The 23,307-nt window shown below is 73.4% G+C and carries 23 protein-coding genes; 12 read left to right on the top strand and 11 right to left on the bottom strand.

Going from position 1 to position 23,307, the window contains the following annotated elements:
* Complete coding sequence (locus ACZ7FF_RS37945; protein WP_470818383.1) at positions 1-1,134, top strand: methyltransferase; 1,134 nt, start codon at positions 1-3, stop codon at positions 1,132-1,134.
* A gap of 195 nt (positions 1,135-1,329) precedes the next feature.
* Here ACZ7FF_RS37945 and ACZ7FF_RS37940 read toward each other — a convergent pair whose 3' ends face one another.
* Positions 1,330-2,190 carry a class II fructose-bisphosphate aldolase gene (locus tag ACZ7FF_RS37940; protein ID WP_470818381.1) on the bottom strand — a complete coding sequence of 287 codons (861 nt, stop codon included), beginning with the start codon at positions 2,188-2,190 and terminating at the stop codon, positions 1,330-1,332.
* A 31-nt stretch (positions 2,191-2,221) separates the two neighbouring features.
* Complete coding sequence (locus ACZ7FF_RS37935) at positions 2,222-3,103, bottom strand: SIS domain-containing protein (protein ID WP_470818379.1); 882 nt, start codon at positions 3,101-3,103, stop codon at positions 2,222-2,224.
* Positions 3,104-3,260: 157 nt separating this feature from the next.
* On the opposite strand from ACZ7FF_RS37935, the gene ACZ7FF_RS37930 reads away from it, so the two are divergent.
* Entirely contained in the window at positions 3,261-4,040 is a 780-nt protein-coding gene (locus tag ACZ7FF_RS37930) for a DeoR/GlpR family DNA-binding transcription regulator (protein ID WP_470818378.1), read from the top strand.
* A gap of 84 nt (positions 4,041-4,124) precedes the next feature.
* On the opposite strand, the gene ACZ7FF_RS37925 is transcribed toward ACZ7FF_RS37930, so the two are convergent.
* On the bottom strand, positions 4,125-4,520 hold the full coding sequence (locus ACZ7FF_RS37925; protein ID WP_470818376.1) for a luciferase domain-containing protein: 396 nt from the start codon (positions 4,518-4,520) through the stop codon (positions 4,125-4,127).
* A gap of 526 nt (positions 4,521-5,046) precedes the next feature.
* Here ACZ7FF_RS37925 and ACZ7FF_RS37920 point away from each other — a divergent pair.
* Together ACZ7FF_RS37920 and ACZ7FF_RS37915 are read left to right on the top strand one after the other, a co-directional pair.
* Complete coding sequence (locus ACZ7FF_RS37920) at positions 5,047-6,345, top strand: MFS transporter (protein WP_470818443.1); 1,299 nt, start codon at positions 5,047-5,049, stop codon at positions 6,343-6,345.
* A 445-nt stretch (positions 6,346-6,790) separates the two neighbouring features.
* Positions 6,791-7,534, top strand: coding sequence for a maleylpyruvate isomerase family mycothiol-dependent enzyme (locus ACZ7FF_RS37915; RefSeq protein ID WP_470818374.1), 744 nt, complete (start codon positions 6,791-6,793; stop codon positions 7,532-7,534).
* Positions 7,535-7,541: 7 nt separating this feature from the next.
* On the opposite strand, the gene ACZ7FF_RS37910 is transcribed toward ACZ7FF_RS37915, so the two are convergent.
* Entirely contained in the window at positions 7,542-7,940 is a 399-nt protein-coding gene (locus ACZ7FF_RS37910) for a MarR family winged helix-turn-helix transcriptional regulator (RefSeq protein ID WP_470818372.1), read from the bottom strand.
* An 86-nt stretch (positions 7,941-8,026) separates the two neighbouring features.
* Here ACZ7FF_RS37910 and ACZ7FF_RS37905 point away from each other — a divergent pair, with 86 nt between their 5' ends.
* Together ACZ7FF_RS37905 and ACZ7FF_RS37900 are read left to right on the top strand one after the other, a co-directional pair.
* Positions 8,027-9,508 (top strand): MFS transporter, encoded by a 1,482-nt coding sequence (locus ACZ7FF_RS37905; protein WP_470818370.1) that lies wholly within the window; start codon positions 8,027-8,029, stop codon positions 9,506-9,508.
* A 75-nt stretch (positions 9,509-9,583) separates the two neighbouring features.
* Positions 9,584-9,868, top strand: coding sequence for a DUF6332 family protein (locus tag ACZ7FF_RS37900; RefSeq protein ID WP_470818368.1), 285 nt, complete (start codon positions 9,584-9,586; stop codon positions 9,866-9,868).
* On the opposite strand, the gene ACZ7FF_RS37895 is transcribed toward ACZ7FF_RS37900, so the two are convergent.
* From ACZ7FF_RS37895 to ACZ7FF_RS37885, 3 genes are all read right to left on the bottom strand, one after another.
* Complete coding sequence (locus ACZ7FF_RS37895) at positions 9,829-10,494, bottom strand: response regulator transcription factor (RefSeq protein WP_470818366.1); 666 nt, start codon at positions 10,492-10,494, stop codon at positions 9,829-9,831. The two genes, ACZ7FF_RS37900 and ACZ7FF_RS37895, sit on opposite strands and share 40 nt — an antisense overlap.
* Positions 10,491-11,705, bottom strand: coding sequence for a sensor histidine kinase (locus tag ACZ7FF_RS37890; RefSeq protein ID WP_470818365.1), 1,215 nt, complete (start codon positions 11,703-11,705; stop codon positions 10,491-10,493). Before ACZ7FF_RS37890 ends, ACZ7FF_RS37895 begins: the two co-directional genes overlap by 4 nt.
* Before the next feature lie 288 nt (positions 11,706-11,993).
* Entirely contained in the window at positions 11,994-12,680 is a 687-nt protein-coding gene (locus tag ACZ7FF_RS37885; RefSeq protein WP_470818363.1) for a TetR/AcrR family transcriptional regulator, read from the bottom strand.
* A gap of 126 nt (positions 12,681-12,806) precedes the next feature.
* On the opposite strand from ACZ7FF_RS37885, the gene ACZ7FF_RS37880 reads away from it, so the two are divergent.
* Positions 12,807-13,256 (top strand): nitroreductase family deazaflavin-dependent oxidoreductase, encoded by a 450-nt coding sequence (locus tag ACZ7FF_RS37880; RefSeq protein WP_470818361.1) that lies wholly within the window; start codon positions 12,807-12,809, stop codon positions 13,254-13,256.
* Positions 13,257-13,324: 68 nt separating this feature from the next.
* Here the strand turns inward: ACZ7FF_RS37880 and ACZ7FF_RS37875 are convergent, their stop codons facing one another.
* Together ACZ7FF_RS37875 and ACZ7FF_RS37870 are read right to left on the bottom strand one after the other, a co-directional pair.
* The gene (locus tag ACZ7FF_RS37875) at positions 13,325-13,561 is read right to left on the bottom strand and encodes a hypothetical protein (protein WP_470818360.1); all 237 of its coding nucleotides are present in this window, start codon (positions 13,559-13,561) and stop codon (positions 13,325-13,327) included.
* Positions 13,562-14,273: 712 nt separating this feature from the next.
* Complete coding sequence (locus ACZ7FF_RS37870; protein ID WP_470818358.1) at positions 14,274-15,506, bottom strand: geranylgeranyl reductase family protein; 1,233 nt, start codon at positions 15,504-15,506, stop codon at positions 14,274-14,276.
* A gap of 170 nt (positions 15,507-15,676) precedes the next feature.
* Here ACZ7FF_RS37870 and ACZ7FF_RS37865 point away from each other — a divergent pair, with 170 nt between their 5' ends.
* On the top strand, positions 15,677-17,032 hold the full coding sequence (locus ACZ7FF_RS37865) for a M20/M25/M40 family metallo-hydrolase (RefSeq protein WP_470818357.1): 1,356 nt from the start codon (positions 15,677-15,679) through the stop codon (positions 17,030-17,032).
* A 101-nt stretch (positions 17,033-17,133) separates the two neighbouring features.
* On the top strand, positions 17,134-17,838 hold the full coding sequence (locus tag ACZ7FF_RS37860) for an MBL fold metallo-hydrolase (protein WP_470818356.1): 705 nt from the start codon (positions 17,134-17,136) through the stop codon (positions 17,836-17,838).
* A 9-nt stretch (positions 17,839-17,847) separates the two neighbouring features.
* Here ACZ7FF_RS37860 and ACZ7FF_RS37855 read toward each other — a convergent pair whose 3' ends face one another.
* Together ACZ7FF_RS37855 and ACZ7FF_RS37850 are read right to left on the bottom strand one after the other, a co-directional pair.
* The gene (locus ACZ7FF_RS37855) at positions 17,848-18,891 is read right to left on the bottom strand and encodes an NUDIX hydrolase (protein WP_470818354.1); all 1,044 of its coding nucleotides are present in this window, start codon (positions 18,889-18,891) and stop codon (positions 17,848-17,850) included.
* A 141-nt stretch (positions 18,892-19,032) separates the two neighbouring features.
* Positions 19,033-19,227 carry a hypothetical protein gene (locus tag ACZ7FF_RS37850; protein WP_470818353.1) on the bottom strand — a complete coding sequence of 65 codons (195 nt, stop codon included), beginning with the start codon at positions 19,225-19,227 and terminating at the stop codon, positions 19,033-19,035.
* A gap of 192 nt (positions 19,228-19,419) precedes the next feature.
* Here ACZ7FF_RS37850 and ACZ7FF_RS37845 point away from each other — a divergent pair, with 192 nt between their 5' ends.
* The 3 genes from ACZ7FF_RS37845 (at position 19,420) to ACZ7FF_RS37835 (ending at position 22,891) form a co-directional block, all read left to right on the top strand.
* Complete coding sequence (locus tag ACZ7FF_RS37845) at positions 19,420-19,773, top strand: hypothetical protein (RefSeq protein ID WP_470818351.1); 354 nt, start codon at positions 19,420-19,422, stop codon at positions 19,771-19,773.
* Positions 19,774-19,822: 49 nt separating this feature from the next.
* Entirely contained in the window at positions 19,823-20,605 is a 783-nt protein-coding gene (locus tag ACZ7FF_RS37840) for a maleylpyruvate isomerase family mycothiol-dependent enzyme (RefSeq protein ID WP_470818349.1), read from the top strand.
* A 264-nt stretch (positions 20,606-20,869) separates the two neighbouring features.
* The gene (locus ACZ7FF_RS37835; RefSeq protein WP_470818348.1) at positions 20,870-22,891 is read left to right on the top strand and encodes an NPCBM/NEW2 domain-containing protein; all 2,022 of its coding nucleotides are present in this window, start codon (positions 20,870-20,872) and stop codon (positions 22,889-22,891) included.
* Positions 22,892-23,307 lie beyond the last annotated feature (416 nt).

Below are 23,307 nucleotides of genomic sequence, written 5' to 3'. Positions count from 1 at the left end.
ATGACGACACCGTGGGGCGAGGTCGAGCTGGCCCGCTTCCCCGAGGACCCCCGCGACCGGCTGCGCGCCTGGGACGCCTCCGACGCGTACCTGTTGCGCCATCTGGCCGAGGAGGGGGTGCCGCTGACGGGGGCGGTCGTGGTGGTCGGGGACCGCTGGGGCGCGCTGGTCACGGCGCTCGCCGGGCACCGGCCGACGCAGATCACCGACTCGTTCCTGAGCCAGGAGGCGACCCGCGGGAACCTGGCGCGGGCCGGTGTCGAGCCCGGTGCCGTACGGCTGCTGACCACCCAGGACCCGCCGCCGGAGCGGGTGGACGTGCTGCTGGTGCGGGTGCCGAAGAGCCTGGCCCTGCTGGAGGACCAGCTGCTGCGGCTGGCGCCGGCCGTGCACGCGGGCACGGTCGTCGTGGGCACCGGCATGGTGAAGGAGATCCACACCTCCACGCTGCGCCTGTTCGAGCGGATCCTGGGGCCGACCCGGACCTCGCTGGCGCGGCAGAAGGCGCGGCTGATCTTCTGCGCCCCGGACCCGGCGCTCACGCGGCCCGCGAACCCGTGGCCGTACAGCTACGCGCTCCCGGAGGGCACCGGCGCGGTCTCGGGGCGCACGGTCGTGAACCACGCGGGCGTGTTCTGCGCCGACCGGCTCGACATCGGCACCCGTTTCTTCCTGGAGCACCTGCCGGAACCGGGCGCGGGCCGCGTGGTGGACCTGGGGTGCGGCAACGGCGTGGTCGGTACGGCGGTGGCACTGGCCGACCCGGCGGCCGAGGTGCTGTTCGTGGACGAGTCGTTCCAGGCGGTGGCCTCGGCGGAGGCCACGTACAAGGCCAACGGGGTGCCGGGGCACGCCGAGTTCCGGGTCGGGGACGGGATGGCCGGGGTGGCGCCCGGCAGCGTGGACCTGGTGCTGAACAACCCGCCGTTCCACTCGCACCAGGCGACGACGGACGCGACGGCGTGGCGGATGTTCAGCGGGGCGCGGCGCGCGCTGCGGCCGGGCGGCGAGCTGTGGGTGATCGGCAACCGGCACCTCGGCTACCACGTCACGCTGAAGCGGCTGTTCGGGAACAGCAGGCTGGTCGCGAGCGACCCGAAGTTCGTGGTGCTGAAGGCCGTCAGGAAGGACTAGCGCACAACGCCCTCGCGGATGCGCCGAGTTGGCGGCGGCAGGCCTTGTCGCAGGTCGGCGTCGTGGCCGTACCGGTGGCGGCTGCCACAGCTCGGGGCGCGAGGACGTCGGTGCGGCTCACGACGCCGTGCACGCCGGCGCCCGCGGTGACCACGCCGGGCGGTTGGCCGAGGTGCACGGCCGTGTGCCGCACGGTCAGCCGGGGGTGCGGGACAGGACGCCGATGATCCGGGCCACCTCCTGGGCCATCGCCTCCCTTCCGACGCTGAGGTACTTGCGGGAGTCGACCGCCTCGGGGTGGGCGGCGAGGAAGGCGCGGATGGCGCCGGTCATGGCCGCGTTGAGGGCGGTGCCGACGTTGACCTTGGCGATGCCGCCCGCGACCGCGTCGACCAGTCCGTCGTCGGGGACGCCCGAGGAGCCGTGCAGGACGAGCGGGACGGCGAGCACGGCGGCCAGGCGCTTGAGCAGGCCGTGGTCGAGGACGGCGGTGCGCTTGGTCATGGCGTGCACGCTGCCGACGGCGACGGCCAGGGCGTCGACGCCGGTCCGGGCGACGAAGTCCCGTGCCTGGTCGGGGTCGGTGCGGGCGCCGGGGGCGTGGGCGTCCAGCGGCGGACGGCCGTCCTTGCCGCCGACCTGCCCCAACTCGGCCTCGATGTAGAGGCCCTGGGAGTGCGCCCAGTCGACGGCCGCGCGGGTCGCGGCGAGGTTGCCGGCGTACGGCAGCCGGGCCGCGTCGTACATCACCGAGCTGAACCCGGCGCCGGGGGCCTGACGGAGCAGGTCGTCGCTCTGCACGTGGTCGAGGTGCAACGCGACGGACACGGCGGCCCGTTCGGCCGCGGCACAGGCCGCGCGGGCCAGTGGCAGCAGCCGGCCGTACCGGAACTTGACGGCGTTCTCGCTGACCTGGAGGACGACGGGGGCGCCGGCGGACTCGGCGCCGGCGATGACGGCCTCGACGTGTTCCAGGGTGATGACGTTGAACGCGGCGACTGCGGAGCGGGTCTCGGCGGCACGGTTGACCAGCTCGCCGGTGGTCGCGAGGGGCACTTCGGGTGTCCTTCCGGGTCGGGCGGCCGGGTCAGGGGGCGAGGATCACCGAGCGGGTGAGATGGCGGGGCCGGTCCGGGTCGAGGCCGCGGGCCGCGGCGACGGCGACCGCGAGACGCTGGGCGCGGACGAGTTCGGCGAGCGGGTCGAGTCCGCCCGCAACCCACAGCCCACCGGTGTCGCGGACCTGTTCGGCGAGGCCGTCGGGCGCCTCGCCGAACATCCAGGTCGCCGTGCCCTCGGTGGTGATGCTGATCGGACCGTGCCGGTACTCCATCGCGGGATAGGCCTCGGTCCAGGACAGGGAGGCCTCGCGCATCTTCAGCCCGGCCTCGTTCGCGAGCCCGACCGTCCAGCCGCGGCCCAGGAAGGTGAACTGGGTGCAGCCGACGAGCTTTTCGGGCAGATCCGTGGTGAGGGCCCGGCGGGCGTCGGTGACGACTGAGGCCGTGTGCAGGCCGAGGTGGGCACGCAGGAGGGTGAGGGCGGTGGTCGCGAACCGGGTCTGGACGACCGAGCGTTCGTCGGCGAAGTCCAGGACGACGAGGTCGTCGGCGGCGGCAATCACGGGGGTGGCGGGGTCGGCGGTGACGGCCGTGGTCCGCGTCGTGCCCCTCAAGCGGTCGAGCAGGCCGAGCACTTCGGTGGTGGTGCCGGAGCGGGTGAGGGCGACGACCCGGTCGTACGACCGGCCGTGCGGGAACTCCGAGGCGGCGAAGGCGTCGGTCTCGCCCTGCCCGGCGCCCTCGCGCAGGGCGGCCACCGCCTGCGCCATGAAGTACGAGGTCCCGCACCCCACGACGGCGACCCGCTCACCCGGGTCCGGGAGCGCGTCGCGGTGCCGCTCGGCCGCCTCGGCCGCCCGTGTCCAGCACTCGGGCTGGCTGTTCAGCTCGTCCTCGACATGGGTCATGCGCACACCCTTCCAGTCTGCTCTTTCCTGCAAGATATAGCGCATTTTCAAGCACAATCAAGCATCCGAACGTGGTTGCGGGTGCGCTAGGGTCGCCGGAGAGCCGGAGAACGGCCGGAAAGGGGCCGGTGACCGGCCGGAGAGACGGAGGCTGCGGATGTCCCGGGACGCCCGCTGGAAGGCGCTGCTGGAACTGCTCGTGGAGCGCGGCCGGCTGGACGTCGAGGAGGCGGCGGCCGAGCTGGAGGTGTCGGCCGCGACGATCCGCCGGGACTTCGACCAGCTCGCCGAGCAGCAGATGCTGGTGCGCACCCGGGGCGGCGCGGTGGTGCACGGGGTGTCGTACGAACTCCCCCTGCGCTACAAGACGGCCCGCCGCGCCTCCGAGAAGCAGCGCATCGCCAAGGCGGTGGCCGACCTGGTCGCGCCGGGCGAGGCGGTGGGGCTGACCGGTGGCACGACCACCACCGAGGTGGCCCGCGCGCTGGCTGTGCGCGGCGACCTCTCCACCGGCTCACCGGCGCTGACCGTCGTCACCAACGCGCTCAACATCGCCAACGAGCTGGCCGTACGCCCCCAGTTCAAGATCGTGGTCACCGGCGGAGTGGCACGCCCCCAGTCGTACGAGCTCATCGGACCGCTCGCGGACGGGGTGCTGGCGCAGATCACCCTCGACGTGGCGGTGCTCGGGGTCGTCGCCTTCGACGTGACCCACGGCGCGGCCGCGCACGACGAGGCGGAGGCGGCGATCAACCGGCTGCTGTGCGAGCGCGCCGAGCGGGTGGTGGTCGCCGCGGACTCCAGCAAACTGGGCCAGCGGGCGTTCGCCCGGATCTGCGGCGCGGACCTGGTGAACACGCTGGTGACGGACACGGCCGTCCACCAGGACACGGTACGGCGGTTCGAGGAGGCGGGGATCCGCGTCCTCGCCGTGTGACCCCGCCACCGCGGCACGCGGAACACCGTGGTCCGCGGAGCCGGGAATCCGCGGCACCGCCGTCCGGCACCCCGACGCCGGTGCTCAGAACGCGCCGTGGTCCGCCTTCACGAACCCCGCGCCGCGCTGGTCGTTGCAGCCGGCCGCCGGGCGACCGGCCGGGTCGGGCCAGGTCTGCTGCGCCTGGAGTGCCACGCTGACCAGGGTCAGCAGCAGGTCGACGTCGCTCGCGGCGTCGAGGCGCACGGTCACCCACTGCGAGCCGGGCACGATCCTGATCGCGCCCGCGTCCCGGAAGTCCTTGGCGAACCGATGGATGGCGCGGGCGGTCAGCCGCAGGTCGACATCGCGGTCGGAGTGGAAGTGCACGATCTCGCCGTGGGCCGAACTCACCGCCTGTCCCTGTCCGCAGCTCGGGACGGCCTGTCTCAGGTCCGGCCAGGTCGCCAGTTGCGCGAGCGCGCGCGAGGCCAACGTCATGGGCCCATAATGACGCGCTCACCGTTCCGCAACCAGCTCGTGAGCAAGCATTAACCGAGCTGTATCCGGGGCCCGAACACCCGCACGTGCCGCGAACCGGACGGCCCCGCCGCCCCGTTGCCCCTCCCCGACCAAGCCCGAGCCGGAACTCCCCGCAGCTCACAGGCACCCACGACCTCCCGCCACACGGCGCCCCAGCTCGTGCAGAAACACGACCGCCGTGCGTGCCCCGTGGTGGAACGAAGAGACGGCCAGGCGCTCGTTCGGGGCGCGTGTGAACACCGGCGGCCGCCCGAACGTGGTCCCCGCGGCGTACGCGCCAGGGCGACTGTGGCCGGTACGGCGTCCAGCTGCCAGCCGCCCGTGCAGCCGGCCCTCGGCCCGGTGCCGACGCAGGCGGGCCGGACCGTGGCACGGTCGCGCTCCTCAAGTGCCCGAGGCAACCGTCGACTCCCTTGCTCCGCTCGGCGGACACCTCTACGCTGAGTTTGTGCCGCTACTGAACAAAACCCGAAAGCACAGTGCCGTGCCGGGCCGGGATCTCGTCGGGCTGCGTGCGGCGATCAGCGCGTTCTTCGCCCTGGACGGATTCATCTTCGCGGGATGGGTGGTGCGCATCCCCGACATCAAGCACCAGACGCACGCCTCCGCGGGCTCCCTCGGACTCGCCCTCCTCTGTGTCTCCGCCGGGGCCGTGCTCACGATGACGCTGACCGGCCGCCTGTGCCGCCGCTACGGCAGCCACCCGGTGACCGTCGTCTGCATGGTCGTCCTCGCGCTCAGCGTCTCGCTCCCCCCGCTGACCCACTCGGCCACCGCCCTGGGCTCGGTACTGCTGCTCTTCGGCGCGGCCTACGGCGGTGTCAACGTGGCCTTCAACAGCGCGGCCGTCGACCTCGTGGCCGCGCTGCGCAGACCGATCATGCCGAGCTTCCACGCCGCCTTCAGCCTGGGCGGGATGGTCGGCGCGGGCCTCGGCGGCCTGGTCGCCGGCTCCCTCTCCCCCACCCGCCACCTCCTCGCCCTCACCGTGCTCGGCCTCCTCGTCACCGCGATCGCCGGCCGCACCCTGCTGAGCCACGAGCCACCGGTGCCGCCGCAGCGGTGGCGGCCGGGGCGGGCCGAGCGGAGCGCCGACGGGCCGAGCGTGCGGGGCGGAGCCGAGGGGGACGGCGCCGCCGGTGCGGGCCCGGCCGGTCGAACCGCCGACCCCGGCATCGGCGCGGACCCGCCGGGCAGAGCCGACACGGGCGTTGCGGGCACGGGCCCCGCAGGCGGGCGCGGCCGGGGGCTCGTGATGGTCTTCGGGCTGGTCGCGCTGTGCACCGCGTACGGCGAGGGTGCCATGGCCGACTGGGGTGTGCTGCACCTGAAGCAGGACCTCGCGGCGTCCGCGGGCACGGCGGCCGCCGGGTACGCGTGTTTCGCGCTCGCCATGACCGTCGGGCGGCTCACGGGTACGGCGCTGCTGGCGCGCATCGGCCGGGCGCGCACCGTGATCGCCGGCGGTGCCGTCGCGGCGGCGGGCATGCTGCTCGGTTCGCTCGCGCCCTTCGCCTGGGCGGCGCTGGCCGGCTTCGCCGTCACCGGGCTCGGGCTCGCCAACCTCTTCCCCGTCGCCGTGGAGCGGGCCGGTGCCCTGGCCGGGCCGTCCGGTGTCGCCGTCGCCTCCACGCTGGGCTACGGCGGCATGCTCATGGGACCGCCCGCCATCGGCTTCATGGCCGACTGGTTCTCCCTGCCCGCCGCGCTCACCAGCGTGTCCGCCCTGGCCGCCGTCGCCGCCGTCATAGGGATCTGCACGCGCCGGTCGATGAGTTCCTGACACCGCCCGGGGCGGCGCCCGCCGGCCCGGTGCGTCCGGCCGGTGTCCGGGCTCGGCGCCGCCGGGGGACGACGCCGCAGGCCGACGGGTACGGCGCAGACCCGGCGGTCCGGCCGGCAACGGGAGCCGCCGTACATCGGCCTACGGACCCAGCAGCACATGGGCCTACGGGCCCGGTAGCCCATGGGACCCCGGCATGCGACAGGCGGGGCGACCCGCCCGCACGACGCCTCCGCGTGCGCCGAAGAAAACGGAAAGGGGCCGCGCCGCCGCCATGAGATACCCGTCCGGCCCGAATCCCCGACATCGGCCCCGAAGAGAAGCGCACGCGCGCTCGCCGCGGCGCCGGCCGGCGTCGATCCCCCCGACCAAACACAACACCGCCGCCGCCCACGATCCGAGCCCCGCCTCCACCACTCCGCCGTCATCCGTCACACTCACCCCCATGGAGACTGCGGATTTCCTTCAGACCCTGGAGCGGGAGGGCCGGTTGCTCGCGGCCGCCGCGGGCGAGGCTGGGGCCGAGGCCAAGGTGCCGGCCTGTCCGGAGTGGCGGGTGCGGGACCTCGTGGGGCATACGGGCGCGGTGCACCGGTGGGCTGCCGCCTTCGTCGCCGAGGGGCACGGCGGACCGCGCCCCCTGGGCGACGTCCCGGACCTGGGCGGGGCCGAGTTGGTGGCGTGGTACGCGGACAGCCACCGTCAGTTGGTCGACACCCTGGCCGCCGCGCCCGCGGACCTGGAGTGCTGGACCTTCCATCCGGCGCCCGGTCCCTCGCCGCTCGCCTTCTGGACACGGCGCCAGGCGCACGAGACGACCATTCACCGGTACGACGCCGAGGCGGCCCGGGGCGGCACGCCGACCCCGGTCGCGACGGACTTCGCGGTGGACGGCATCGACGAGTTGCTGCGCGGTTTCCACGCCCGGTCCAGGAGCCGGGTGCGCACGCGGGAGCCCCGCGTGCTGCGGGTGCGCGCGGTGGACGCGGGCCGGGACGCGGTGTGGACCGTGCGGCTCTCCGCCCAGGCGCCTCCGGTGACCGTCCGGGCGGACACCGGCGAGGCAGAGGCAGAACTGTCAGGCCCCGCCGACCAGTTGTACCTCGCCCTGTGGAACCGCGCCCCGCTGCCGCGGGTGACCGGCGACCGCTCGCTCGCGGCCCTGTGGCGGGATACGTCGGGGATCTGACGCCCGGTCAGTCACCTTCGGTCAGCATCCTGGCCAGAACCGCGCGCTGCACGGGACGCACTTCGCCGTGCAGCGCGCGCCCCTTGTCGGTCAGCGCCACCCGCACGCCGCGACGGTCCTCCGCACACATGGCCCGCTCGACGAGACCGTCCTTCTCCAGACGCCCGATGAGCCGGGACAGCGCGCTCTGGCTGAGGTGGACCCGTTCGGAGATCTCCTGCACGCGATAGGCGCAGCCGCCCTCGGCCGCCGCCCCCTCGGCCAGCAGGTCGAGGACCTCGAAGTCGCTGGCGCACAGGCCGTGGCAGTTCAGCGTCCGGTCCAACTCGCACTGGGTGCGGGCGTGCAGGGCCAGGATGTCCCGCCACTGCTCCACGAGCGCCTGCTCGGCCTTCTTCGCCGCCATGAGCGCACCGTAGCAGAAATCCGATTTTGTTGCATTGGAATTAAATGCACTTGCATCACATGCATGTGCATGCAAGCCTCGACGTCATGACCTCTCCGCTCACCGCCCCCGCGTCCGAGGGACGCTGGACCCCCCGACTGTGGGGCACCCTGCTGGTGCTGTGCGCCGCGATGTTCCTGGACGCGCTGGACGTCTCGATGGTCGGCGTCGCACTGCCGAGCATCGGCTCCGACCTCCACCTGTCCACGTCGACGCTGCAGTGGATCGTCAGCGGCTACATCCTCGGCTACGGCGGCCTGCTCCTCCTCGGCGGCCGCACCGCCGACCTGCTCGGCCGGCGCCGGGTGTTCCTCGTCGCCCTCGGTGTCTTCGCGCTCGCCTCGCTGCTGGGCGGGCTCGTGGACTCGGGCCCGCTGCTGATCGCGAGTCGCTTCGTCAAGGGGCTGAGCGCGGCCTTCACGGCCCCGGCGGGCCTGTCGATCATCACCACGACGTTCCCCGAGGGCCCGCTGCGCAACCGCGCCCTCTCCATCTACACCACCTGCGCCGCCACCGGCTTCTCGATGGGCCTGGTGCTGTCCGGCCTGCTGACCGAGGCCAGCTGGCGCCTCACCATGCTGTTGCCCGCACCCATCGCGCTGCTCGCCCTCGCCGCCGGTCTCAGGCTGCTGCCGCGCAGCGCCCGCGAGGAGAACCACCACGGCTACGACGTCCCCGGCGCCGTTCTCGGCACCGCCTCGATGCTGCTGCTGGTCTTCACCGTCGTCCAGGCGCCCGGGGCCGGCTGGGCCTCGGCCCGCACGCTGCTGTCCTTCCTCGCCGTGGCGGTGCTCCTGACCGCCTTCGTCCTGGTCGAACGGCGCTCGCCGAGCCCGCTGATCCGGCTGGGCGTGCTCCGCTCGGGCGGCCAGGTCCGCGCCCAGCTCGGCGCGGTCGCCTTCTTCGGGTCGTACGTCGGCTTCCAGTTCCTGACGACGCTGTACATGCAGTCCCTGCTCGGCTGGTCGGCGCTGCACACGGCCCTCGCCTTCCTGCCGGCGGGCGCGCTGGTGGCGGTGTCCTCGACCAGGGTCGGGGCGATCGTCGACCGGTTCGGCACCCCGCGGCTGATCGCGACCGGCTTCGCCCTGATGGTCCTCGGCTACGCGCTGTTCCTGCGGGTCGACCTGAACCCGGTGTACGCGGCCGTCGTGCTGCCGTCGATGCTGCTGATCGGCGCGGCCTGCGCGCTGGTGTTCCCGTCCCTCAACATCCAGGCCACCAACGGGGTCGACGACCACGAGCAGGGCATGGTCTCCGGTCTGCTCAACACCTCGGTACAGGTGGGCGGGGCGGTCTTCCTCGCCGTGGTGACGGCCGTGGTGACCGCGAACTCCCCCGCGCACCCCACCCCGCAGGCGGTGCTGGACAGCTACCGGCCGGGCTTCGTGGTGGTCACGGGCGTCGCGCTGGCGGGCCTGCTGATCACCGCCACCGGTCTGCGCGGCCGCCGTACCGGGAAGTCCCTCGTCGTCGCCGGGTCCGCCGTTCCGGAGGCGGAAGCCGAGCGCGTGGCGGTCGGCGACTGAGGGGGCGGCTCGAATCGGGCGTGCGCCCGGCGGAGTTCCTTGCTCCGGCGGGCGCACCTCTGTGAGGCTGGGACGATGTGCGCACATGGGGGACGCCGTACCCGGGCCGAACAGGACGCGGCGACGGTCGAGATCGGGTACGCGCTGTTCAGCGGGGCATTCGCCGCTGCCCTGCTGTTCGGTGCCGTGGCCGGACCCGGACTGCTCTTCGACCTGCCGCATCCGCTGGCCACGGCGCTGCGGCGGACCGGACTCGTCCTGGCCGCGGTGCTGTTCACGGTCAGGGTCGTGAGCGTGCTGGTGCGCTTCCGCAGGCGGGGTCAGCCCAGCCAGCCCGGCCGCACCAAGCCCGACTCGTAGGCCAGCACGACCAGTTGGGCACGGTCGCGGGCGCCCAGCTTGACCATGGTGCGGCTCACATGGGTCTTGGCCGTGAGCGGGCTGACGACCAGGCGGCGGCCGATCTCCTCGTTGGACAGGCCGATCCCGACCAGCGCCATCACCTCCCGTTCCCGCTCGGTGAGCCGGCCGAGGGATCCGGCCGCCGCCGGCTCCTTGGAGCGGGCCGCGAACTCCGCGATCAGGCGGCGCGTGACGCCCGGCGACAGCAGCGCGTCGCCCTGCACCACCGCCCGTACCGCGCGCACGAGTTCCTCCGGCTCGGTGTCCTTCACCAGGAATCCGGAGGCGCCCGCGCGGATCGCCTCGAAGACGTACTCGTCCACTTCGAAGGTGGTGAGCATGACCACCTTCACGTCCGCCAGCTCCGTGTCCCCGGTGACGCGCCGGGTCGCGGCGAGGCCGTCCAGCTGGGGCATGCGGATGTCCATGAGGACGACGTCCGGCCGCAGTTCGCGCACCAGGCGCACCGCCTCCTCGCCGTCGGCCGCCTCACCGGCCACCGCGATGTCGGGCTGCGCGTCGAGCAGCGCCCTGAACCCGGCCCGCACCAGCGACTGGTCGTCGGCGAGCAGTACCCGGATCACTGGTCCTCCCTCGGGTGGGACGGCAGTACGGCGAGCACCCGGAAGCCTCCGTCGGGGCGCGGGCCGGCCTCGATGGTGCCACCCAGCGCCGCCGCCCGCTCCCGCATGCCGGCCAGCCCGTTCCCGCTGCCGCCGGCCTCCGCGCCGGTGGCGGGGCCGTCGTCGTCGATCCGCAGCCGCAGCACGCCCTCGTCGTGGGCGAGGTGCACGCGCGCGTGCCGGGAGCCGGAGTGCCGTACGACGTTGGTCAGGGCCTCCTGCACGATCCGGAAGGCGGCCAGGTCGGCGCCGGGCGGCAGCTGTGGCGGTTCACCGTCGACGGCGACGGTCAGTCCGGCCGCCGCGGCCTGCTCCACCAGTTCCGGCAGCCGGTCCAGTCCGGGGGCGGGGGCGCGCGGCGCGGCGCCCGGTGCGCGCAGGGTGTCGAGGACCTGCCGGACCTCACCCAGCGCCTCCTTGCTGGCGGCCTTGATGGTGGTGAGCGCGAACCGCGCCTGCTCGGGATCGCTGTCGAGCAGCGCGAGCCCCATGCCGGCCTGGACGTTGATGACCGAGATGCTGTGCGCGAGGACGTCGTGCAGCTCGCGGGCGATCCTGAGCCGCTCCTCGTCGGCGCGCCGCCGTGCCGCCTGGGCGCGGTCGGCGCGCTCCCGCGCCCACTGTTCGCGCCGCACCCGGGCCAGTTCCGCCACGGCGAGGATGGCCAGCACCCAGGCGGCGATGAACAGTTCCTGCGTGAGGCCCGCGCCCGTGTCCCCCGAGGGCGGAAGCCACCGGTAGAGCCAGAGGGCGACCAGGGCGTGCCCGGCCCACAGCAGTCCGAGGGACGACCAGGCGGCCCACCGGTGCCCGGCGACCACCGCGCTGACGCAGGCGACCGCGACAGCCAGGTAGACCGGGCCGTAGGGGTAGCCCGCGGCCAGGTAGACGAGGGCCGCCGCCGCGGTGCCGAAGGCGACGGCCACCGGGTGGCGGTGGCGCCACAACAGCTGGGCGCAGGCGATGAGCAGCAGCGCGTGGGCGTAGCCGTCGAGGGGCACGCGGTGGGGCTGTCCGTGCGCCGCGAAGCGCGAGCCGACCAGCACGAACACGGTGAGCAGCAGCGTCGAGCGCCAGGGCCACCGGGCCCGCCGCGGCTCCGCCTCCCGAGGGGCGCCCCGCCACGGCGGGCCGTATCGCCACCGGTGCCCCGGGGCGTGCTGGTCTTCCATGCAGGCCACGCTAGACGCCGCCGGACAGCACGGGCGTCAGCCGGACGAGGTGATCACACGTACTCCCCGGGAAGTACGACGCGCGCCCCGGCCCCGGGTGGCCAGGGCCTGTCGTTTGGATCAGGTCGGCTTGGCCCACGGTGCGTTGTCGGCCGACCCGGGCGGGGCGTGGTGCGTGCAGCTGCGAGGCGGAGGAGGGAGTCGACCCGGAGCGTCGGCGAGCGACGGCAACGCCGCAGATGCGCGTGCCACACCCCGCGCCGCGCGGCCTGATCCGAACGACAGGCCCTAGCGCAGCCCCACGCCGTGCGCGAGGCCCGCGGCCGCGTGCCGGAAGAAGGCCTCCCGGTCCTCGACCACGTTGTTGAACTGGCCGAACAGCTCGAAGCTCACCAGCCCGAACAGCTGGGCCCAGGCAGCGACCAGCGCCGTGACCGCCTCGGGCGGCAGACCCCCCGCGAAGTCCGCCATCATGCGTTCGGCCTCGTCGCGCAGCCCCTCGGGCAGGGTGAGGCCGGCGAGGCCGGGGCCCTCGTGGACGTCGCGGAGGATGCCGATGAAGACCATGCCGACCCGGGCGGCGGCCGGGATGGTGGTGCGGGGGGCGGCGTAGCCGGGCACGGGCGAACCGTAGATGAGCGCGTACTCGTGGGGATGAGCCAGCGCCCAGCCGCGCACGGCCTCGCACACCGCCGTCCAGCGGGCCACGGGTGCGGCCTCGGCGGTGGTGTCCCGCGCACCCTCCGCCGCCTCGCCGAGGGAGTCGTAGGCGTCGATGATCAGGGCGGTCAGCAACTCGTCGCGGCTGGGGAAGTAGCGGTACAGGGCCGAGGAGACCATGCCCAGCTCACGGGCGACGGCGCGCAGCGAGAGCCTCGCCGCGCCGTCGCTCGCCAGCTGTCTGCGCGCCTCTTCCTTGATGGCCGCGGTGACTTCGATCCTGGCCCGTGCGCGGGCGCCCTGTGGGGTGCTCATGCCAGCAGTCTGCCACGTGAGAGAGCGGTGCACACAAAAGAGAGCACCGCTCTTGCTCTGGAGCACCTGTCTGCCCCACACTGGAGTCAAGCGAGAGCACCGCTCTCCCAAACCGTGGGGGTCACCATGTCGACACACGTCAAGAAGCCCGGCTGGTTCACCGTCAACGTCTTCAACCGGCTGGTCGGCTGGCTCACCGGGCTCGGTGTCAGCATCTGGGGCTCCCGGGTCCTCGCGGTACGGGGCCGCAAGAGCGGGCAGTGGCGTACGACTCCGGTGAACCTGCTGACCGTGGACGGACAGCAGTACCTGCTCGCGCCCCGGGGTCACGTCCAGTGGACGCACAACATGCGTGCGGCGGGCGGTGGCGAGCTGCGGCTCGGCAAGAACGTGGACGTGTTCACCGCCACGGAGGTCGCCGACGACGACAAGGTCCCGCTGCTGCGGGCCTACCTCAAGCGCTGGAAGGCCGAGGTCGGAGTCTTCTTCAACGGGGTCGGCCCCGACTCCCCGGACGAGGACCTGCGCCGCATCGCCCCGGACCACCCGGTCTTCCACATCACCCTCACGAACTGACCCGAACGCGCCGGAGCCGACACGCGGGCCACTGCCGTGACGGTCTGACGGGTCAGCACTCCGGGCCGTCAGGTCGCCAGCGCCGCATGGAGCGCGTCGAACATCCCGCGCAGGTCCGGGGTGGCGATCGGATCGAGTTCCATCCGAAGCCGGCACACGGTGTCGTCCCCGTTGGGGGTCAGCCGTACGAAGAAGGCGAGACCGTCCCCGACGGGCTCGGCCTTCAGTGTCAGGGGATTGTTGCGGCCGGGTGTCACCCTGGCCGGGAAGCCCGCACTTGAGGCCGCGCCCAGACGCGAGAGCACCTGCCCCGCGAATCCGCGACCTCGGCATCGCTGAGGTCCGCGGTGAAGTCGGCCGTCAGCAAGGAACACCAGCCGGCACTGGCCCTCCAGGTGTTGCCACCGGTCCGGGTCAGCTCCAGCCACGTATCATCGGTGCCGAGGCGCATCCGCGGCGCTTCCACGCCCCCCTCCGGCATCCGGTCCTGGGCCCGAGACCCTAGGGCGCTGATCACCGCCGCCGAAGGCCGCCCTGCGTCGTCCGACCGGGCCACCGCCCCGGCGCACCTTCCCGGCCGCAGCACCGATTGGGAGCCACCGGCCCCGGTCTCGACAGATGACGAACCTGAGCCGTCACCCGCCGATGCCGGTCCCGCGACGGCGCCGGCCCAAGCCGTCACCCACCGGCCCCGCCAGGCCTCAGGCCCCAGCCAGCCTCACCGGCCCCGCCACCGCGAGACCGGACCCGCAGACCCCGCCGCCGCGGGACCGGGACCGACCCCAGTCAGGGGACACCGGTGCCGGGCCCGCCAGTTCGCCGGCGTGATGCCCAAGCGCAAGGGTCACGACCCCGGCCAGGGGCACCGCGCGAGACCGGTACCGACCCCAGACACGGTCACCCGTCCCGGACCCACCGGCGCGCCCGTGCGAAGCCCCAGCGCAAGGGACACAGCCCCCGGCCAAGGCCACCCCTCCCGGACCCACAAATCCCCCGCGTGAAGCCCGGGCGCAAGGGTCACGACCCCGCGCTCTCCTCCTGCGCCCCCCGGTCCACGGCCGACAGGGCGCGCTGGGCGAAGGGGTGGGAGCGGACGAGTTCGCCGAGGGAGGTCGAGCCCTGGGTGATGTCCCTGAACGCCCGCCACGCCGGGCGGAAGCCGGTGAGCGCGGCGTGGAAGAGTCCGGGCCGCTTCTCGAAGACCGCGAGCATGCGCTTCCCGACGCTCATCTCGACGCCCAGCCCCGCCTTGACCGCGAACGCGTAGTTCAGGGCCTGGCGCCGCGTGTCGACGGCGTCGTTCGCCTCGGCGATGCGGACCGCCCACTCCCCCGCCAGCCGGCCCGAGCGCAGGGCGAAGGAGATGCCCTCGCGGGTCCACGGCTCCAGCAGCCCGGCCGCGTCGCCGCAGACCAGGACCCGGCCGCGGGAGAGCGGCGAGTCGTCGGCACGACAGCGGGTCAGATGCCCGGACGAGACCGCCGGCTCGAAGCCGGACAGGCCCAGCCGGGCGACGAAGTCCTCGAGGTACCGCTTCGTGGCCGCGCCTTCCCCGCGCGCGGAGATCACGCCGACCGTCAGCGTGTCGCCCTTGGGGAACACCCAGCCGTAACTGCCCGGCAGCGGGCCCCAGTCGATGAGGACCCGCCCCTTCCAGTCCTCGGCCACCGACTCCGGGACCGGGATCTCCGCCTCCAGGCCGAGGTCCACCTGGTCCAGCTTCACGCCGACGTGGGCGCCTATCCGGCTGGCGCTGCCGTCCGCGCCGACGACCGCGCGGGCGAGCACCGTCTCGCCGCCCTGCAGGACGACGGCGACCGTGCGCCGGTCCGGCACCGATGAGCCGTGCTGCTCGACCCGCTGCACCGTGACGCCCGTGCGCAGCTCGGCGCCCGCCTTCTGCGCGTGCTCGACGAGCTGCTGGTCGAACTCGGGCCGGTTGATCAGCCCGAACAGCATCTGCTTGGAACGGCGGGTACGGGTGAAGCGCCCGTTGTTCGAGAAGGTGACCGCGTGCACCCGGTCCCGGAAGGGCAGCTCGAAGCCCGGTGGCAGCGAATCCCGCGACGGGCCGATGATGCCGCCGCCGCAGGTCTTGTAGCGGGGCAACTCGGCCTTCTCCAGCAACAGCACGCTGCGCCCCGCGACCGCCGCCGCGTAGGCCGCCGAGGCCCCCGCCGGTCCCGCGCCCACCACGACCACGTCCCACACCTGCTGCACGTCGTCCGCCGAAGAGTTCTCGCCGCTCACGATGGTCTACTGCTCCGATCAAGCCGCTGCCGCTCCCCCGGACCCGCGACTTCCAGCGAGCAGGGGGTAACCCGTTGTATCCCGCATCCTACGGCGGCCGTCGTCGCAGGCCACTGTGGGAGGATCGGTCCACTCAGCAGTTCAACGTCGCACCTACGAGGAGCGTGCCCATGTCGTCGAATCCGGTCGCCGAGACCGTCGCCTCGCTGCTGCCCCGGGCCAAGGCGGAGCTGACCGAGCTGGTCGCCTTCAAGTCGGTGGCGGACTTCGAGCAGTTCCCGAAGAGCGAGAGCGAGGGTGCCGCCGCCTGGATCTCCGACGCGCTGCGCGCCGAGGGCTTCGTCGACGTCGCCCTGCTCGACACCCCCGACGGCACGCAGTCGGTGTACGGCTACCTGCCGGGCCCCGAGGGCGCTAAAACGGTTCTTCTCTACGCGCACTACGACGTGCAGCCGCCCCTGGACGAGACCGGCTGGACCACCCCGCCGTTCGAGCTGACCGAGCGCGACGGCCGCTGGTACGGCCGCGGCAGCGCCGACTGCAAGGGCGGCGTGATCATGCACCTGCTCGCCCTGCGCGCCCTGAAGGCGAACGGCGGCGTCCCGGTGCATGTGAAGGTGATCGTCGAGGGCTCGGAGGAGCAGGGCACCGGCGGTCTCGAGCGGTACGCCGAGGAGCACCCGGAGCTGCTGGCGGCCGACACGATCGTGATCGGCGACGCGGGCAACTTCCGCGTGGGCCTGCCGACGGTGACCACGACCCTGCGCGGCATGACCCTGCTCCGCGTGCGGGTCGACACCCTGGGCGGGAACCTGCACTCCGGCCAGTTCGGCGGTGCCGCCCCGGACGCGCTGGCCGCGTTGATCCGCGTTCTGGACTCGCTGCGCGCCGAGGACGGCTCGACCACGGTCGACGGGCTCGACTCGACGGCGACCTGGGACGGCCTCGAGTACGCCGAGGAGCAGTTCCGCACGGACGCCAAGGTGCTCGACGGCGTCGAACTGACCGGTGCCGGCTCGGTCGCCGACCGCATCTGGGCCCGCCCCGCGGTCACCGTCCTCGGCATCGACTGCCCGCCGGTCGTCGGCGCCACCCCCTCGGTGCAGGCCGGCGCGCGCGCCCTGATCAGCCTGCGGGTGCCGCCGGGCGTGGACGCGGCGGCGGCGACCAAGCTGCTCCAGGCGCATATCGAGGAGCACACCCCGTGGGGTGCCCGGGTAAGCGTCGAGCAGGTCGGCCAGGGCCAGCCCTTCCGCGCCGACACGTCGAGCCCGGCCTACCAGGCGATGGCCGACGCGATGGCGGTCGCCTACCCTGGCGAGACCATGCAGTACGCCGGCCAGGGCGGCTCGATCCCGCTGTGCAACACCCTCGCGAGCCTCTACCCGCAGGCGGAGATCCTGCTGATCGGCCTGAGCGAGCCCGAGGCGCAGATCCACGCCCTCAACGAGAGCGTGTCGCCGAAGGAGCTGGAGCAGCTGTCGGTCGCCGAGGCGCTGTTCCTGCGCAACTACGCGGCGGGCTGAGGCCCCCGCGGGGCGGACGCGGTCCGGCGACGGCGCCTTCCCCCTCTGCCCACGGCAGAGAGCCCTCGCCTGCGGGTGGGGGCTCCGCCTACGGTCGGCGCATGGACGTGATCGAGCTGCTGCCCCGCCTCCACCTGCTGCGCTTCCCGGTCGGCCAGGCGTACCTGTGGCGTGACGACGACGAGTGGACGCTGATCGACGCGGGCCCGATCGGCGCCGGCCGGGCGATCGTCGACGCCATCGGTGCGCTGGGAGGCGCTGTGGGGGACGTACGGCGGATCGTGCTGACCCACTTCCACGAGGACCACGTCGGCGGGGCGGGCGAGTTGGCCGCGCAGAGCGGTGCCGAGGTGCTGGCCCACCACCTGGACGCGCCGTTCGTACGGGGTGAACTGCCGGGCCCGCCCCCGCGGTTCGAGGAGTGGGAGCTGCCGATCCACGCGGCGGTGGCCGAGCACCTGCCCCCAAGCAGGCCGCTGCCGCCGCCGTCGGTCACGGACGTGGCCGACGGTGACGTGCTCGGCTTCGGCGGCGGCGCGCGGGTGTTGCACGTCCCCGGGCACACGGACGGCAGCATCGCGCTGTTCCTGCCCGCCGAGGGTGTGCTGTTCACCGGGGACACGGTGGCGGCCTCGCCGGCCGACGGCACGGTGATGCCGGGCGTGTTCAACCTCGACCGGCCGCGGCTGCTGGCCTCGCTCGGCAGGCTGGCGGGCCTCGGTGCCGATGTGGCCTGCTTCGGCCACGGCGCCCCGGTCCTGACGGGCGCCTCGGCCGCGCTCCGCGAGGCGGCCGCCGGGTCCTGACCGGGGAGGTCAGCCGACCGGCGCACCGGCCTCCAGGTAGAGGGCGGTCCCGCGCTCACGGGCGCGCAGGGCCCAGCGCAGGCGTTCGTAGCGGACCGGCGGCAGCATCTCGGCGGCCTCCTGCTCGGTGACGAAGCGCCAGGCCCGCAGTTCCGGCCCCGGCAGCAGTACCCGGGAGGCCTCCCCGGACTCCAGCCGGCCGCCGTCGAACAGCAGCCGCAGCCCGCCGAAGCCGGGCGGAACGGGGCGTTCCCAGTCCACGACGAGCAGCCGGGGCACCTCCCGCAGCCGTATCCCGGTCTCCTCGGCGACCTCGCGCATCCCGGCGCGGGCCGGGGCCTCGCCCCGCTCCACCACACCCCCGGGGAACTCCCAGCCGGGTTTGTAGGTGGGGTCCACGAGCAGCAGCCGGTCGTGCTCGTCGAACAGGAGCACCCCGGCGGCGAGGGTCTCGGCGGTGGGCTCCGGGGTCTGCACGATGTCGCAGGGGGAGGCCGCGCCGCTGCCGACGGCCTCGGCGATCCGCACGGCGGTCTCGTAGGGGGTCAGCGCGCCGCTGTCGACGAGATGGGCGTCGGCGGTGAGCCAGGAGGCGAGGGCGGCGCGGTAGGGCTCGATGTGGTCGTACGACCACTGCCGGACCCGTATCTCGCCGTCGGGCAGGTCCGGCGGAACCTCCCGCCCGGCTATCCGCTCGCGCAGGATCGTTTCCGCCGGGGCGAGCAGCAGGTGTCGCACGGTGATCCGGCGGGCGGCGAGGCCGCCGAAGATCTCGTCGCGGTGCTCCTGGCGCAGCAGGGTCATCGGCACCACGAGGGTGCCGCCCAGCTCGGCGAGCATCGCGGCCGCCGTTTCGACCACGAGCCGGCGCCAGATCGGCAGGTCCTGGAAGTCGCCGACCTCAGCGAGGCGTTTGGGCGGCAGGAGGTGCGTGAGCGTCCCGCCGATGACCTCGGGGTCGAAGAGCGTGCTGTTCGGGATCAGCTCGATCAGTTCCCGTGCGGTGGTGGTCTTCCCCGCACCGAACGCGCCGTTGATCCAGACGACGGTCACGGACTCCCCCTCTTTTGTTGGCCCCCTGAGGCTTGCCCGTTCCACCCTGCCACGGAAACCCCGCCCCGGTGAGGGCGCCGCCCGCCGCGTGCCGGTACCCCCGGCGGCGGGGGCACCGGCACGCGCACGGCGGTCGCGGGGCTACTGCTCCCCGAAGGTGCCGTGGTCGGCGGGGGCCAGGCTGTCCTGGCCGACGAGGTCACCGGCCGAGTGGAGGGTGTCGGAGACGTGGAGGTCGTCGAGGGGTCCCTTGTCCGCGGCGTGGGACGGGGTGACGGCGGCCACGACGAATCCGGTGGCGAGGGAGGCCAGGGCGAGGATGCTGCGCTTCTTCATGCCCGGATCAACTGCGGAATCCGCCCGGGGTCACGCGGAAGTGCGCGAGCGGCCGACAACACCCCTTTCCGCCAGCGGCCGGAGCGGCCCCGCGCGCCGAAATCCGGTGGCTCCGGTGATCGCCCCACCGGTAACGTCCGCCCTCCCGTCCAGCCCGCTCCGAGGGCAGGCCACGACCGGAAGAGCGGCCGCATGACCAGTACCCGCGCCACCACGACCCTCTGGCGCCCCACCGGCCCCGAGGAGCTGGAGCTGGTCCGCGAGCTGGAGTGGCGGGCCTGGCCGCCCAGACTGCTCGAGCAGCCGATCTTCTATCCGGTGCTCAATGAGGACTACGCGATCCGGATCGCCCGCGACTGGAACGTCAAGTACGACGGCGCCGGGTTCGTGACGCGCTTCGAGGTGGACACGGAGTTCCTCGGCCGCTATCCGGTCCGGCGGGCCGGAGGCGAGACGATCCTGGAACTGTGGGTTCCGGCCGAGGAACTGGCCGAGTTCAACGCCCACATCGCCGGCCTGATCGAGGTCGTGCACGCGTTCCGGTGAGCCGGGCCGGGCAGATCGGGACACGGCATCGCGAGTGGCAGGAGACCAGGTGGAGCATCCCTTCGGGGCAGCGTCGGCGGGTGCGGCACCCGCCGATCCGATCGAGGACGTCGTACGGTCGGCGGAGCGGCTGACCGCGGCCGCGGCCGGTCTGACCGACGCCGGGCTGCGGGCGCCGTCGGGGCAGCGGGCGTGGACGCGCGGCCAGGTGCTCGCGCACGTCTCGCACAGCGCCGACGCCTATGTGTGGCTCCTGCGGCTGGCGGCCACCGGCCGCGAGCCCGGTCCGCGCGCCGACGCCGGCGCGCTGGCCGAGGCCGTCGCGCGGGACGCCGCACTGCCCGCCGACCGGCTGGTAGTCCGGCTGCGGTCGAGCCTCGACCGGTTCACGTCCGAGGCGCGTGCGCTGCCCGCCCCCGCCTGGGGCCGGCTGGTCCCGGCGCTGGCCGGCTGGCGCCACCCCGCCTGGTACCTCCTGCTCCGCTGTCTGCGCGAGCTGGAGACCCACCACTTCGACCTCGGAGTCGGCCACGGCACCGGCGACTGGCCGGACGGGTACGTCTCCTGGGCGCTGGACGACACCCTCGCCACGCTGCGGGCCCAGGGCTTCCCGCTCGGCTCGGTGACGGCGGTCGACCTCGGCCGGCGCTGGACGGTGTCGCCGGGGGGACCGTCGGTCGCCGGTGCCGGGCACCGGGTGCTCGGCTGGCTCAGCGGGCGGATCCCGGCCGACGGACTGCGGACCGACGACCCCACGGGTCCTCTGCCCCGACCGCCCGCCTGGCCCCAGCCTCCGCTTCCGGGCTGGGGCCGGGTCGGCGACGGGGCGTGACCGACCGAAGCGAACACATCCGAACGCGCATCGGGCCCTTCTGCGCCAACCAGCTTGCCTGTCAAGGAGTTTGACGGGATATCGCCCAACCGGGCCTGCCCCCTTCCAACACAGTCGGACACGTCCTACCGTAAGCGCGCACCGATGACGCGTACATGCCCTTCGGGGGCGGGCCGCCTTGAGCCACTGCTCCCGTCGCGGCCACCGAAGCCGCCGGGGACACGGCGTCATCCCGCCCTTTCGCGAGTCGGAGGAACGTCAACGATGCGTCACCCTCACACCCGCACCACCCGGCGGAGAGCGGCCGGAGCGCTCACCGCCGCGCTGCTGTGCACGGCGGGCCTCGCCGCCCCCGCCGTCGCGGCCCCCGCCACCGGCCCCGTCGCCCCCTCCCTGGCCGACGGCCTCGCCCTCACCCCGCCGATGGGCTTCAACAACTGGAACTCCACCCACTGCCGTCCCGACTTCGACGAGACCATGGTCGAGGGCATCGCGGACCTCTTCGTGGCGAAGGGCCTGAAGGACGCGGGCTACCGGTACGTCAACCTGGACGACTGCTGGGCCCTGCCGAACCGCGACGCGAACGGCAAGCTCGTGCCGGACCCGGCCCGCTTCCCGCACGGCATCAAGGCGGTCGCCGACTACGTCCACGCCAAGGGGCTCAAGCTCGGCATCTACACCAGCGCAGGCGTCAAGACCTGCAACAGCGCGGGCTTCCCGGGCGCGCTCGGCCACGAGTACAGCGACGCGCGGCAGTTCGCGGACTGGGGCGTGGACTACCTCAAGTACGACAACTGCAACAACCTCGGCATGGACGCCAGGACGCGCTACAGGACCATGCGGGACGCCCTGAAGGCGACGGGACGGCCCATCGTCTACAGCATCTGCGAATGGGGCGAGAACAAACCCTGGGAGTGGGGCTCGGACGTCGGCCACCTGTGGCGGACCACCGGTGACATCAGCGACAGCTGGTCCTCGATGCTGTCGATCCTCAAACAGAACCTCCCGCTCGCGCCGTACGCCGGGCCCGGCCACTGGAACGACCCCGACATGCTGGAGGTCGGCAACGGCGGCATGACGGACACCGAGTACCGCTCGCACTTCTCCCTCTGGTCGGTGATGGCGGCCCCGCTGCTCATCGGCACGGACCTGCGCAAGGCGTCGCAGGCGACCTTCGACATCCTGGACAACAAGGAGGTCACGGCCGTCGACCAGGACCCGCTCGGCAAGCAGGGCACGGTCGTCTCCTCCACCGACGGGCGCTGGGTGATCGCCAAGGAGATGAAGGACGGCAGCCGTACGGTCGCCCTGTTCAACGAGTCCGGCGCCGCCCAGCGGATCGCCACCACCGCGAGCGCCGTGGGCCTGCCCGACGCCGACGCCTACACGCTGCGGGACCTGTGGCAGCACCGCAGCTACAACACCGCGGGCACCCTCGCGGCCACCGTCCCGGCCCACGGCACGGTCCTGCTGCGCGTGGCGGCCGACCCGCACTGGGCCGCCAACCCGCCCGCCGCCGAACTCGGCCTGGACGGAACGGCGTTGCTGGAGGCGGGCACCCCGGCCGCGGTCACCACGACCGTCACCGACCTCGGCCGTACGCCCGCGCGCCGGGTGTCCGTGTCGCTGACCGGCCCCGACGGGTGGACCGTACGGCCCGCGTCGGCGACCACGGCCACGGCCCTGCCCACCGGCGGGATCCTGCGCACCGACTGGCGCGTGACCGCCCCGGCCGGCACGCCCACCGGCTCCTACGGCCTCACGCTCCGTACGAGTTACCGCTCACCGTCCGGGCAGCAGGTCACCGGCAGCCTGCCGGTCGCCGCGTCGGTCGTCGTGCCGCCGCCGTCGGGGACGTCGTACCTGAGCGATCTGCCGTGGCTGTCGGCGGCGAGCGGCTGGGGGCCGGTGGAACGCGACACCAGCAACGGCGAGGCCGCCGCCGGGGACGGGCATCCGATCACCGTCGGCGGGGTGGTGTACGCGAAGGGCCTCGGGGTGCACGCCCCGAGCGACGTCTCCTTCTACGCCGGCCGGGCCTGCGAGAAGGTCACCGCGGACGTCGGCGTCGACGACGAGAAGGGAACGAAGGGCAGCGTCGCCTTCGAGATCTGGGCGGACGGCACGAAGGTCGCCTCGACCGGGGTGCTGACCAACGCGATGCCCGCCCAGCCGGTCACCGCCGACGTCACCGGCGCCCAGGTGGTCCGGCTGGTCGTCACCGACGGCGGCGACGGCGTCGACTCGGACCACGCGGACTGGGCGGACGCCCGGCTGACCTGCTGAGCCCCGGGAGACACGTCCGTACGACGGAGACGGGAGCCATGCCGCCGGCACCCGTCTCCCCTCTCCCCCAGGTCACGAGCAGGCCGCGGCAGCCTCACTCACCGGTGCCGGTGGGAGGCCGTCCGTTTCCTGCGCCGACACACCGGATAGGGCCTGTCTGACAACGCGCGGCAGACGGGAATTCTCAGACAGGCCCTAGCTTGATCTTTAACGGTCGGCGTCGAATGGTGCCTCGAACTTGATCACTCGGTTCGGTAACCGCCGTACGTCAAAGCGGCCTTCGTCTGAACATGTGCTCCGACCAAGGAACACACACGTCCGGCACGAAGGCCGTAAAGATGAGTCTGCTGCATCACGACGTCCGGCAAGAGTCGTTGGCGGAACTGTCATGCTTCCGGGGCGAGTTCTACTCCTGT

The organism is Streptomyces sp. NPDC037126 (genome assembly GCF_055605965.1).
Note: the sequence above shows the minus strand (reverse complement) of the source record. Positions and strands in the feature narration are given on the sequence as shown.

Bases quoted from the DNA above. Each gene is read 5' to 3' on its own strand.
- ACZ7FF_RS37835 (WP_470818348.1), top strand. From the start codon at position 20,870: ATGCGTCACCCTCACACCCGCACCACCCGGCGGAGAGCGGCCGGAGCG.
- ACZ7FF_RS37850 (WP_470818353.1), bottom strand. From the start codon at position 19,227: ATGAAGAAGCGCAGCATCCTCGCCCTGGCCTCCCTCGCCACCGGATTC.
- ACZ7FF_RS37865 (WP_470818357.1), top strand. From the start codon at position 15,677: ATGTCGTCGAATCCGGTCGCCGAGACCGTCGCCTCGCTGCTGCCCCGG.
- ACZ7FF_RS37925 (WP_470818376.1), bottom strand. From the start codon at position 4,520: ATGACGTTGGCCTCGCGCGCGCTCGCGCAACTGGCGACCTGGCCGGAC.
- ACZ7FF_RS37885 (WP_470818363.1), bottom strand. From the start codon at position 12,680: ATGAGCACCCCACAGGGCGCCCGCGCACGGGCCAGGATCGAAGTCACC.
- ACZ7FF_RS37935 (WP_470818379.1), bottom strand. From the start codon at position 3,103: ATGACCCATGTCGAGGACGAGCTGAACAGCCAGCCCGAGTGCTGGACA.
- ACZ7FF_RS37905 (WP_470818370.1), top strand. From the start codon at position 8,027: ATGACCTCTCCGCTCACCGCCCCCGCGTCCGAGGGACGCTGGACCCCC.
- ACZ7FF_RS37910 (WP_470818372.1), bottom strand. From the start codon at position 7,940: ATGGCGGCGAAGAAGGCCGAGCAGGCGCTCGTGGAGCAGTGGCGGGAC.
- ACZ7FF_RS37890 (WP_470818365.1), bottom strand. From the start codon at position 11,705: ATGGAAGACCAGCACGCCCCGGGGCACCGGTGGCGATACGGCCCGCCG.
- ACZ7FF_RS37945 (WP_470818383.1), top strand. From the start codon at position 1: ATGACGACACCGTGGGGCGAGGTCGAGCTGGCCCGCTTCCCCGAGGAC.
- ACZ7FF_RS37900 (WP_470818368.1), top strand. From the start codon at position 9,584: ATGTGCGCACATGGGGGACGCCGTACCCGGGCCGAACAGGACGCGGCG.
- ACZ7FF_RS37860 (WP_470818356.1), top strand. From the start codon at position 17,134: ATGGACGTGATCGAGCTGCTGCCCCGCCTCCACCTGCTGCGCTTCCCG.
- ACZ7FF_RS37915 (WP_470818374.1), top strand. From the start codon at position 6,791: ATGGAGACTGCGGATTTCCTTCAGACCCTGGAGCGGGAGGGCCGGTTG.
- ACZ7FF_RS37845 (WP_470818351.1), top strand. From the start codon at position 19,420: ATGACCAGTACCCGCGCCACCACGACCCTCTGGCGCCCCACCGGCCCC.
- ACZ7FF_RS37880 (WP_470818361.1), top strand. From the start codon at position 12,807: ATGTCGACACACGTCAAGAAGCCCGGCTGGTTCACCGTCAACGTCTTC.
- ACZ7FF_RS37930 (WP_470818378.1), top strand. From the start codon at position 3,261: ATGTCCCGGGACGCCCGCTGGAAGGCGCTGCTGGAACTGCTCGTGGAG.